The following is a 12217-nucleotide window of genomic DNA, read 5'->3' on the forward strand; positions in this document are numbered from 1 at the left end:
AAAAAGGAATTTCATGAAAAAGAACACCCTAGCACTCACAACGGCTCTCGTACTCGGAAGTGTGTTGTCTGTGGCGTATGCCAATGAAGCGGCGCAATCGTCGGTTGAACAGGTAACCCCGAAAACCATCACGTATCCAACCACACAAAAAGTGGATGTTGTCGATGACTACTTTGGTACAAAAGTGAGTGATCCTTATCGCTGGTTGGAAGACGATCTCAGCCCAGAAACCGCAGAATGGGTGAAGGCACAAAATGCAGTGACGTTTGATTATCTGTCGAAAATCCCTTACCGCGAGCAGATTGAAGAGCGCATCACTAAGCTCATGGACTACGAAAAGCAAAGCCAACCGTTCAAAGAGGGTAAGTTCACTTATTTCTACAAAAATGACGGGTTACAAAACCAAGATGTGCTTTATCGGCAGTTAGGTGATGGCGAAGCAGAAATTTTCCTCGATCCAAATACTTTTAGTGAAGATGGCACCACATCGTTAGCGGGAGTGAGCTTTTCACGTGATGGTTCTTTGGTTGCATACAGCATTTCGGAAGGCGGTAGCGATTGGCGCAAAGTCATTGTGTTAGACACAGAAACCAAAAAGCCCGTCGGCGAAACGCTGGTGGATATTAAGTTCAGTGGCATCAGTTGGTTCGGCAATCAAGGCTTCTATTACTCAAGTTATGACAAGCCAAAAGGGAGTGAACTTTCTGCGAAGACAGACCAACACAAGCTCTACTTTCATAAACTAGGGACGAAACAAAGTGAAGACCAATTAATTTTCGGTGGTGTAAAGGACGAAAAGTATCGCTACGTTGGGGGTTACACGTCGGAAGATGAACGCTACTTGTTTATCTCAGCTAGCGTATCGACGTCGGGCAACAAACTGTTCTTCAAAGACCTGAGTAAGCCAAATAGCTCGCTCAAAACCATTTTAGATAACACCAGTTCTGATACTTGGGTGATAGACAACCAAGGCACGAAACTGTACTTGGTTACGAACCTTAATGCGCCGAACAAACGCGTCGTGATGGTGGATGCAAGTCAGCCGCAGCCCAAAAACTGGAAAGATGTGATTCCTGAAACAAAGAACGTGTTACGTGTTTCTACCGCGGGTGGCAATTTGTTTGCGAGCTATATTGTTGATGCGATCTCGATGGTGAAGCAATACGACATGAACGGCAAACTCATCCGAGAAATCAAATTGCCTGATATTGGCAGCGCATACGGTTTCTCGGGGAAAAAAGAAGAAACCGAAGTCTACTATTCTTTCACCAACTACAAGATGCCAAGCACTACCTATCGTCTGAACATCAAAGACGGTGATAGCGAGGTGTACTACAAATCTAAAGCGCCATTTGACCCTGTTTTGTATGAATCTCGCCAGGTGTTTTACACCTCAAAAGACGGAACAAAAGTGCCGATGATCATCACCTATAAAAAAGGGACACCGATGGACGGCAGTGCACCAACCATCCTATATGGTTATGGCGGTTTCAACGTTAGCCTCACGCCATCTTTTAGCCCGACACGTGCGGCTTGGTTAGAGCTTGGTGGTGTTTACGCGGTAGCGAACATTCGTGGTGGTGGGGAATATGGCAAAGAATGGCACAACGCTGGCATTCAAATGCAAAAGCAAAATGTGTTTGATGACTTTATTGCTGCGGCTGAATTCCTAATTGATGAAAAGGTAACGTCATCAAACAAGTTAGCCATTAACGGTGGATCGAATGGTGGCTTGTTAGTGGGGGCCGTTATGACGCAACGTCCAGAGCTGTTTAAAGTGGCGCTGCCAGCAGTCGGCGTACTGGATATGCTGCGTTACCATACTTTTACCGCAGGTGCTGGTTGGGTGTATGACTACGGCACGGCAGAGCAAAGTAAAGAGATGTTCCAATATCTGAAAAGTTATTCGCCGGTGCACAATGTAAAAGCAGGGGTGGAATACCCAGCAACATTGATTACAACCGGTGATCATGATGACCGTGTTGTTCCTGCTCACTCATACAAATTTGCTGCTGAGTTGCAATCGAAGCAAGCGGGTTCAAATCCGACCTTAATTCGCATCGAAACCAATGCAGGACATGGTGCAGGCACACCAACGCGTAAAATAATTGAGACAAATGCAGATATTTATAGTTTTGCACTGTTCAATATGGGAATAGAGAAACTGCAATAGTGCGAATTGTTTGCGTTTTAGTTATCGAAACGCATCGGCGATTTATCGCTCGATAATAAAAGGGAATCACAGAGAGTGATTCCCTTTTTATTTATTATAGGCCTACTATTCTAATCTGATACTAGGCTAATCAAACTAAGGTTTTTAAATTATTATAATGTTCTAATTAATCTGAAGAGTGTTGTACGATCGAAATGAAACATTGATCGCGATCACCTAAATACATTGCACTCTCTATTTATATGGTAAAATTAATTAATCATTTGTTATAATGATAATTGAATTTTCATAAGTTTTAATATTTCCTTCTTCATTGGTATTACCAAATTTCAAGTTATATAAGATATAAGTAGCGGTGATTGAACTTTTACGATGCTTTATTTTATTTTAATTAAAACGTCGAATGTTTCGTCATTATTGAATTTGCTTTGATAATTTATGTTATCCAAAGCGAGTTGTGTTGCTTGCTATTTATGATGACCTCATGACGTGAATAATTTTATAATCATTAAAATGGATACAGTTTTATGAATTTAGTGAAACCGTCTGTTGCCATTATGGTTGCAGCCCTACAACTCGCGTCTTCTGCCTATGCGCAGACAAACAATAACGAAGAACTACAAGATATGTCTGACCCACTTGCGGTATACACCCAAGCTGGCTTTGGTATTACTGATAAAGGCGCGAACATCAAAATCGGTCAAACTTACCAATCTAGCCAGCCTGGTACCATGGCGATGAACATCATCGAAATGAAAGGCATTGGTGGTGAGCTATTTGGCATTCGCGACAATGACGATCCAATGTATGCCAATGTTGATGACAGCATTGACTCTTTCCGACTACGTAATTTCCAAGTAGAAGTCGCAAAAGGTCTAGGCCGTCAATTGGATGTAAACTACGATGTTGATAACGATAAATTAGATGCATCTTACAGCTTTATTCAAGGCCTACCTAAGTTTGGTATGTTGCAGTTATTTCCTTTAGCTGGTGCGGGTGTCACTATTGCTAATGATTTTAGTGATGATGACAAAGGTTATGAAATTCCAGGTACTTTCACCGTTGTCGGTATGTACTCAAAAATTGAATTAACCGATAAAATCTGGATTAACTACAACCCAATGTATATGCATACATTGTCAGGGTCTAGTCAATATAAAGACACTTATTACGCGGGTGAAGATAATATCTTAACTCATGAGTTTGCGTTGTCTTATCAAATTAATCCTCGCGCTAATATTCGTTACTTTGCAAACTGGAATGAGCACGTTAATTTCGGTGATGGTGATCACCGTATCGAATTTAACTACCAATTCTAACTCCCTCGTTTATTTCCAGAATAGAAAGTGCGTTTATCCATATATTTAAATATTTAGGCTAGGGCACTTTCTACATAAAGTAGGTTTATCATGAAAGCCAAATATAAATTTGCGTTGGTATCTATTGCTATATCTTCTGCATTACTATCAGGATGCAAAACTGGCGATATCGCAACGAAAACAGCCCAAGCACCCTCTGTTGAAACCGTTACCCTAACCGAAACAAAAATCACTCCTTATCATAATTTTATCGGTCGAACTGAAGCGGTAAATGACGTTGATATTATGCCGCGAGTCGGTGGTGAATTAACCGCGATTCATTTTAAAGATGGCGATATGGTCGAAAAAGGCCAATTGTTGTTTGAAATCGACGACCGTCCTTACAAAGCGGCACTGGCGTATGCAAAAGCGTCGTTGCAAAAAGCAAAAGCGCAACTCGTTCAAACTACGCGTGATGCAGAACGTGTGAAGAAACTCATCAAAGATAAAAGCATCAGTGAGCAGCAATACGATGACGCCATTGCCGCGCAAGCCGCAGCGATTGCTTCGGTAGAAGAGGCGAAGGCGACGCTGGTTTCAGCAAGGCTCGATCTTGAATTTAGCTCTGTGCGTGCTCCTTTCTCTGGTCGCGTGGGTTTCAGCAACTTCCGAGTGGGTGACCGTATTTCGAAAATTCAACTCGTTCCTCTTGTTTCGATCACTCAAGTAGACCCAATTCGCTTTGGCTTTGATGTGGATGAGAAGCTCTACCGCCGCGTAAGAAGTGCGATTGATGTAGCTCATCGTAACGATGACAAACTGGATGTTGATTTAACACTGACGCTTTCAGACGGTTCATTGTATCCGCTTGATGGCAAGATCTACGCCGTTGGCAATAAGATCGATTTAGAAACAGGCTCAATTCGAGCAGAAGCACAATTCGATAATCCAACTTACGCGCTTATGCCGGGTGAATATGGCAACTTGACCATCAAGCTGCGCAACAAAACCATTGATGGTTTGCTTATCCCATCGGCGGCTGTTCAACAAGACCAAGTGGGTGACTACGTCATGGTGGTTGGTGATGATCACGTGGTGTCTCGTCGTAACGTTGAACTCGGTCAGACCTACGGTGTGAAACGTGCTGTGCTGACTGGCTTGGCGGCTAACGAAAAAGTCATCGTCAATGGTCTACAAAAAGTGCGTCCGGGTGCAACGGTGAAAGACGTTGAACTACAGAGTGAACAAGGCTGAGTGAGTACTGATGTTAAGTAAATTTTTCATTCACCGGCCGAAGTTTGCTTTGGTGATCTCACTGGCGATGACATTGATGGGTATGATCGCCCTGAAAGTCTTGCCAATTTCTGAGTATCCTCAAATCTCTCCAACGGTAATTACGGTGAGCACCATGTATCCGGGTGCAAACGCGGACGTGGTTAAAAAGACCGTAGCACAACCGATAGAAGCCAAAGTCAACGGCGTTGAAGACATGATTTACATGTCTTCTGTGATTGGTAACGATGGCTCATACACATTGCGTATTTACTTCCGAGTGGGCGCAGATGGCGATATGGCGCAGGTTCGTGTGAACAACTTGGTGGCACAGGCGACGTCGTCTCTACCACAAGAAGTAAACCAAATCGGTGTGACGGTTAAGAAGAAATCTTCCGACATGCTGGGCGTTATCACACTGCGTTCTCCGAAACAGTCTCACGACAGTATCTACCTTTCTAACTACGCGGATCTCAATATTGTCGAGCGTCTAAAACGTATCGAAGGTATGAGTGACATTACGCTGCTGGGTAAGAAAGACTACTCAATGCGTATTTGGTTGAACCCAAATAAACTGGCTACCTTGAAGCTTTCTGCTAGCGATGTTATTGGCGCAATTAAAACGCAAAACATCCAAGTGGCGGCTGGTAAGATCGGTGGTATGCCAGCTCCGGGTGATCAGCAATATCAATATGTTTTGCAAACCAAAGGCCGCCTTACTTCTGCGGAAGAGTTCGAGAACATCATCATCCGTGCGAGCAAGAAAGGTTCTCTGATTCGCTTGAAAGATGTGGCTCGTGTCGAAGTTGGCGCACAAGGTTACGAAGCTGATGGTCGTATGAATAATGAACCAGCCGCCGTTCTGGCCTTGTACCAGTTGCCGACAGCGAATGCGCTAGACGTGATGGAGCGGGTGAAAGAGGCCATGAAAGAGTACGAGAAATCGTTCCCAGATGATTTGGTCTATGACATCGCGTATGACTCTACCGAATACGTAGAGACATCGATTGATGAAGTGTACGAGACGCTGGTGATTGCGGTACTTCTTGTCACCTTCGTTGTGTACGTTTTCTTGCAGAACTGGCGAGCGACCATCATTCCAACCTTAGCGATTCCGGTTTCCATCATTGCGACTTTCGCAATCATGGGCGTGATGGGCATGACCATTAACACCATCTCGTTGTTTGGCTTGATCCTCGCCATCGGTATAGTGGTGGACGATGCGATCATCGTGGTAGAGAACGTGGAGCGGGTTATCCATGAAGAGCATTTAGACTCGATTCCGGCCACGATCCAAGCTATGAAAGAAGTGACGGGGCCAGTATTGGCAACAACGCTTATTTTGTTGGCGGTATTCGTACCGGTTGCGCTATTGCCGGGTATTTCCGGTCGAATGTTCAACCAGTTCGCAGTCACCATCTGTGTGTCGGTGCTGATCTCTGCGATCAACGCATTAACGTTAACGCCAGCGCTTTGTGCGTTGATGTTGAAATCAACTCACTCGCAACCTATTGCGCCTTTGCGTGCGTTTAATCGAGGTTTTGAAGCAATAACGCGCAAATACCAAGGTTTAGTTGGCTTCTTGAGCCGTCGTATTGTGCTGAGTATCGGTGTGTATGGCGCGCTTATTGCGGTGCTGGCGTTTGCGTTCATGACCGTACCTTCTTCTTTCGTACCGAACGAAGATAAAGGCGTGTTCATGGTCGAAATGCGGTTACCAGACGCAGCAGCATTGCAGCGTACTGCACCATTAATGAAGAAGTACGTTGATGAACTAAAACAGATGGAAGGTGTGGAGAACGTGGTTTCGGTTGCGGGCTTCTCGGTAATTAACATGGCGTCGATTCCAAACTCGGGCATGTTGATCATCAAACTGGATAACTGGAGCAAACGTAAAGACCCTGAGCTACACCAACGCGCATTGATGAATAAAGTTAACCAAATGCTGAACTCAACGCCAGATGCCGCTTCGTTCGTTTTCGCGACGCCGGCAATCAAAGGTATGGGTGCGGTAGATGGTTTCAACCTTGTGCTGCAAGACAACTTGGGCCGTTCTCCACAAGAGTTGGCAAAAACAACCGCTGATTTTGTTGCCCAAATCAACCAACTGCCTGAAGTGGCGCGTGCGTTCTCGATTTTCCGTGCCAACATTCCGCAACGTTACATCGATATTGACCGCGATAAAGCGATTTCGATGGGCGTACCGTTGAATGAAATCTTCAGCACACTGCAAGCGCAGTTGGGCGGTGCCTACATTTCTGACTTCAACTTGTTTGGTCGTTCGTACCAAGTGAAAGTGCAAGCAGAAGAGCAATATCGTGACAACATCGACGACATCGACCATCTGTTTGTTCGTTCTAGCTCTGGAAAAATGGTGTCACTGGCAACGCTAGTGAAAGTGAAGCCGATCTTCGGCCCTGATACCTTGTCGAACTACAACATGTTCAGTTCTGCAACCGTGAACGGTGCGCCAGCGCCAGGTTACAGCTCGGGTGATGTTGTAAAAGCCATTGAAAAACTGGCTGCGGAATCTTTGCCAAGTGGTTACTCGTACGAGTGGTCAGGCATGACTTACCAAGAGATGAAAGCAGGCAACATGGCACCAATCGCGTTCGCATTGTCTTTGCTGTTCACCTACTTGTTCTTGGTGGCTCAGTACGAAAGTTGGACCATTCCTGCTGCGGTAATGATGGCGGTTCCAGTCGCGATTCTCGGCGCAATGGGCACGCTACTGCTGGTGGGACAACCGTTCGATTTGTATGTGCAGATTGGTGTGGTCATCTTGATCGGTATGTCCGCCAAAGTGGCGATTCTTATCGTGGAATTTGCCAAAGTTCTGCGAGAAGAAAAGGGCTTATCCATCATTGATGCTGCCAAAGAAGCTGCTCGAATCCGTTTCCGAGCAGTACAGATGACCGCATTCGCCTTCATCTGGGGGGTATTCCCGTTGGTGATTGCATCGGGTGCCGGTGCGGCATCTCGTCACTCACTGGGCTTTGCGGTATTCGGCGGCATGATTCTCTCTACGTTTGTTGGCACGTTACTGACGCCAGTGTTCTTCGTGATGATGCAATCTCTGCGCGAGAAGTTTAAGCGAAAGAAACCCACTGAACTTGAGGTGAGCGAGCAATAACGCTGATTTCAACTGACTGACTCCACAACACCCCCACGCTGTGTGCGATTGGCCAATGCCTTTCATTGATATACAACCACCGTCGCAGCGTGGGTTCCCCTAACAATAATAGGTTTTAACATGAAAAATCTTTCAAAAATCGTCGTAGCGAGTTCTCTACTGACTTGTGCTGCTGCGCAAGCGGGTGGGTTATACCTTTACGAAACAACAGCATCGGATATTGGTTTGGCATCCGCTGGTATGGCGGCTCGTGCGCAAGATGCCTCAGTAATGGCAGCAAACCCGGCTGGTCTGGCGAATGTTTCTGGTAAATCTTTCTCTGGTAACCTGATTGGCCTTTACGGTGACGCGCAACTAGACACGATGACTGGCGATGCGGGCAACGTGATTGGTTTTGTTCCTATGGCGTCGGCATTTTACAGCCAACAAGTGAACGACAAATGGACGCTGGGTATTGGTCTGTATGCCAACTACGGTCTTGGCCTCGAGTACGAAGGTCTTTTGGGTGATCATTTAGATATTCCTACAGCAACGACGCAAGCCTTGACCATTCAACCTTCCGCTTCTTACCGCATCAATGATCACTGGTCTGTGGGTGCGGCGCTTGGCATTCAGTACGGTATGTATGAAGTGGAAACGAAGGGAGCCTTGAACTTCAATGACGAAGACCAAGATACTCAGCTCAACGGCCGAGTAGGTGTGCTTTATGAAGCAACACCAGGCACGCGTCTTGGTCTGTCTTACTCTTCTGAAACCGAATTTGAATTCGACAATAGCAACTCCATTGCTCCGCAACAACTGATCTTCAGTGCTTACCACGAAGTGAATGATGACCTAGCGGTGATGTGGAACGTGAACTGGCAAGACTGGAGCGAATACACAACCACGCTGAACGTAGAGACACAAGACACTTACCAAATCGCATTGGGTACTCAGTATAAACTGAATGAAAAAATGATGTGGAATGCAGGTTTTGCATTCGATACCAGCATGTATGAAAGCCAATCAAACGGTGACATTACCGTTCCTACTGGCAAGGCGTACCGCATTGGTACAGGCATTGATTACAAATTGGATTCAGAAAACTCAATTGGTTTCGCGTTTGAAGCGGTCTTGATGGAGTCTTCAGAAACGCCACGCTTCCAAGCGGGCTTTGATGAGCCTGCACTGTACTTCATGAGCATGAGCTACAACTGGAAAAACTAATCATTCCTAATCGCTAAAACGCCTTCCTTACAGGCCATTCTACCCTAACTACCTGCACTGGATGCTGTCACGCCATCTAAGGTAGTTAGGGCGCTTTTGTCACATCCAGTGAGTGATGATTCAAAAAATATCTGCGCAGCTAAGTGCGGGTATTCAACATCTCAAAGGACTAAAAAATGAAAAACAAACTAGCGTTAGTGTGTACGACTTTGTTGGTCAGTACGCTGGCTCATGGTGCCGAGCATCGAGTAAAAGACAATAAAAACAAGTTGGCGGATGACCCAACAAAAGTCATCACGAAATTTGGCGCGTCGTACGCAAACAACTACGATTTTGATGATCAAAACATCTCATTCTCGGGCTCACTTGCGCTTGACCAAGCGCGCAAAATCAACCTGCGTATCAATGATGATGCGAGCGAGTGGCGTATTGGTGGCTCGTGGTTGTTTCCGGTCGGTATCGTGAACTTCAACTTCGGCAAAAATGAATACGTAAACGGCGCGGATCAAACCAACTACAGCGTTGGTACCTTTATGCCGCTAAGTTATTTCGGGATTGAGCCAGCAGGCTTCCAAATTTTCCCAATGGCAGGCTATACGTACAACACTGGTGATGTTCCTGTTTGTGACGGTGCAGAAAGTAGTCTCTGTAGCGAGCCTAACTTTACGGGTACGCCAAGTGCAGAGAATGGCTTCAATATGATGAGCTCTTCAGGCAGTAGCGGTTACGTTGGTGCATTTGCGCTGAAATCGTTTACCAAAGAGCTGACGTTAATCAGCTTCGCAGCAGGCACTTACGGCTCAGAAAACAGTGAAGGAGAGAACTACAAAGGCTTCTTTGGTGGTATTGGTCTTGGTTACCTCGTGAGCAAACGCCACTCTTTTAACGTAATGACGTTTGTCATGGACAACAACACCTATTTGGATGAAGCAGACAAGCGCATCGTATTATCATATCAATATCAATTTGAATAAATAAAAACGCAGCCCAAATAGCTGCGTTTTTACTTTGATAGAATGAACTAGTGAATTGAGTTGTTTTCTTCGATCTTTTTCTGGTACTGGTGTTTTAATATATACATGCGCTTAACATCGCTGTAAGCGCCGTTAATAAAGTATTCTTCTACAAGGTGACCTTCTTCGATAAAGCCGCACTTTTTGTATAAGTGAATAGCGACTTCGTTATCCACTGCGACTAATAAGTAGATTTTACGTAGATTAAGAATTGAGAATGAGTAATCTAACGCACGATTAATCATCTCTGTCGCATAACCTCGGCCTTGATGCTCTGGGGCGATGATTATCTGAAATTCCGCGCTGCGGTGAATGTAGTTAATCTCGATCAGCTCAACTAAGCCAATTACGATGCCGTCTTCATCTTCGACGACAAAACGCCTTTCAGCGTCATCATGTATATGTTTTCGATAAAGTTCTTCGAGCTCGTCATAAGATTCGTAAGGCTCTTCGAACCAGTAGGCCATGATATTTCGGTTGTTATTCAGTTCATGAATAAAGCGCAAATCAGAACGCTCTAATGCACGCATTTTTAGGCCTTTCTTCATCATTTTTCTCCAATGAGGGCGGAGAATACCTCCGCACTTGATGCTAGAAAATATTACCGTATTTCACAAGAATCGCGCATCTTTTTTTGGAAAATATCCTGTGATTTTCAATGTGGAAACTTAGAGTTCACGACAAATATAAATTAATCTTTACGATAAAAAACTCGATTAGGTGCTTTGCCTAATATCGTATTAAATACCGCGCAACGACTTAGTGTCTTAATCTAAACAAACAAGGTATTCAATATGTTTTCAATCGGTGACGTAGTAGTAGCGACTAAAGGTATCGATCTTGGCGAAATGGTTGTTACAGGTTTAAGCAGTGGCGGTTTTTACACACATGTAAAAGCAGGCGAAAAAACACTAACTTACCCAGCTAAAGATCTTAAGAAAGCATAATTAAATTTGCTCATTCTTATTTTTAACTGGCTTAAAGTTCGTATTAGTTATTTTAAGCGGGTTAGAATCGATAAAAGGTAGCGCAATGAGTCGCTACCTTTTTTTATTTTTTCTACCTTTCTTCACCAATATGAAACTCAACGCGATTTCTTCCGGTTTCTTTTGCCTTGTAAAGTGCTAAGTCGGCGCGTTTAACTAATGGTTCAAATGAGTCGTCGAGACGACAGACTTGAGTGACCCCAATACTCGCGGTGAAGCTCATATCACAACCTGAATGTTGAACGGTCGTCGTTTCTAGTGCATTACGAATCGTTTCTAATGTTTCTAGAGCTTGCTGTGATGAGCGACTTCTTAATACGATGGCAAACTCTTCACCACCAACTCTGGCAAGTAAGTCACAATCAAGTAGATGACTTTTAATAGTATTAACTGCATGGATCAGTGATTTATCGCCTGCGTCATGACCAAATCGGTCATTGAGGCTTTTAAAATTGTCGAGATCTAAAATAGCAACATGGAAGTCAATGCCCTGGGTTCGGTATTCATTTAGGCGGCTTTCGATTTGTCGCATGAACTCTCTGCGGTTTGGAATACCTGTTAGATCATCCGTCGTGGCGAGGTGCTCCATTTTCACAATCTGTATATGAAGGGCAATGTTTAAAGCAATCCAATTAGCGATGCACTGAAGCTGTGCCGCTTGTTCGTTTGTGTAAATGTGCGTTTGATGATGCGCAACATTAAGCGTTCCTAGGCAGACTTTACCGTGCATTAAAGGCGCGTCCATACACGTACCCATACCATTGGATGCGAGCATCACACAATCGATCTCATCAGATTGCGTAACATCATCGCAGATCATCAGTTGTTGCTTTTTGAACACTCGGCCAACAAACGCTTGATGAATGGGCACTAAAAATTCAGCGGGAATCGCTTTACTACCAGAGAAAGAGTAGACCTTTAAATGATCATTGTTTTCATAAAGTGTGATACTCGCACGGTCAGAGTTAAATATGCGATTTATCCATTCTGCCACCGTATCAAGTACTTGCTGTAGTGTTTCCGATTGAGCTAAAAAGTGAACAAACCCTATCGGCATACATATAGGACTTTCCATGTTTTGCATCGATAAGTCATCAGGGTTAAAAGTTCTTTCAAGTCTCAATAGACATCTCCTT

Annotated in this window: 9 protein-coding genes; 7 read left to right on the forward strand and 2 right to left on the reverse strand. The window is 44.5% G+C overall.

The window, feature by feature from the left end; all coding sequences use genetic code 11:
- Window positions 1-13 precede the first annotated feature (13 nt).
- From R7035_RS12960 to R7035_RS12985, 6 genes are all read left to right on the forward strand, one after another.
- Window positions 14-2173 carry a prolyl oligopeptidase family serine peptidase gene (locus R7035_RS12960; RefSeq protein WP_262651870.1) on the forward strand — a complete coding sequence of 720 codons (2160 nt, stop codon included), beginning with the start codon at window positions 14-16 and terminating at the stop codon, window positions 2171-2173.
- Window positions 2174-2700: 527 nt separating this feature from the next.
- Entirely contained in the window at window positions 2701-3492 is a 792-nt protein-coding gene (locus tag R7035_RS12965; RefSeq protein ID WP_132936330.1) for a hypothetical protein, read from the forward strand.
- A 90-nt stretch (window positions 3493-3582) separates the two neighbouring features.
- Window positions 3583-4725: an efflux RND transporter periplasmic adaptor subunit VmeP gene (vmeP, locus tag R7035_RS12970; protein WP_256901010.1), complete on the forward strand. Its 1143-nt coding sequence runs from the start codon at window positions 3583-3585 to the stop codon at window positions 4723-4725.
- Between the two features lie 10 nt (window positions 4726-4735).
- Window positions 4736-7876 carry an efflux RND transporter permease subunit VmeQ gene (gene vmeQ / locus R7035_RS12975; RefSeq protein WP_262651869.1) on the forward strand — a complete coding sequence of 1047 codons (3141 nt, stop codon included), beginning with the start codon at window positions 4736-4738 and terminating at the stop codon, window positions 7874-7876.
- A 120-nt stretch (window positions 7877-7996) separates the two neighbouring features.
- Window positions 7997-9082, forward strand: coding sequence for an OmpP1/FadL family transporter (locus tag R7035_RS12980; protein ID WP_318146158.1), 1086 nt, complete (start codon window positions 7997-7999; stop codon window positions 9080-9082).
- Window positions 9083-9258: 176 nt separating this feature from the next.
- Window positions 9259-10056 carry a hypothetical protein gene (locus R7035_RS12985; protein WP_005385112.1) on the forward strand — a complete coding sequence of 266 codons (798 nt, stop codon included), beginning with the start codon at window positions 9259-9261 and terminating at the stop codon, window positions 10054-10056.
- Window positions 10057-10103: 47 nt separating this feature from the next.
- Here R7035_RS12985 and speG read toward each other — a convergent pair whose 3' ends face one another.
- Window positions 10104-10643: a spermidine N1-acetyltransferase gene (speG, locus tag R7035_RS12990; protein WP_005375417.1), complete on the reverse strand. Its 540-nt coding sequence runs from the start codon at window positions 10641-10643 to the stop codon at window positions 10104-10106.
- 246 nt (window positions 10644-10889) lie between these two features.
- Between speG and R7035_RS12995 the strand changes: the two genes are divergently transcribed.
- Entirely contained in the window at window positions 10890-11042 is a 153-nt protein-coding gene (locus R7035_RS12995; protein WP_005375418.1) for a hypothetical protein, read from the forward strand.
- Window positions 11043-11154: 112 nt separating this feature from the next.
- Here R7035_RS12995 and R7035_RS13000 read toward each other — a convergent pair whose 3' ends face one another.
- The gene (locus tag R7035_RS13000; RefSeq protein WP_262651867.1) at window positions 11155-12204 is read right to left on the reverse strand and encodes a sensor domain-containing diguanylate cyclase; all 1050 of its coding nucleotides are present in this window, start codon (window positions 12202-12204) and stop codon (window positions 11155-11157) included.
- Window positions 12205-12217: the final 13 nt, after the last annotated feature.

The sequence above is a fragment of the Vibrio sp. 1731 genome (genome assembly GCF_033339955.1).
Lineage (GTDB): Bacteria > Pseudomonadota > Gammaproteobacteria > Enterobacterales > Vibrionaceae > Vibrio > Vibrio alginolyticus.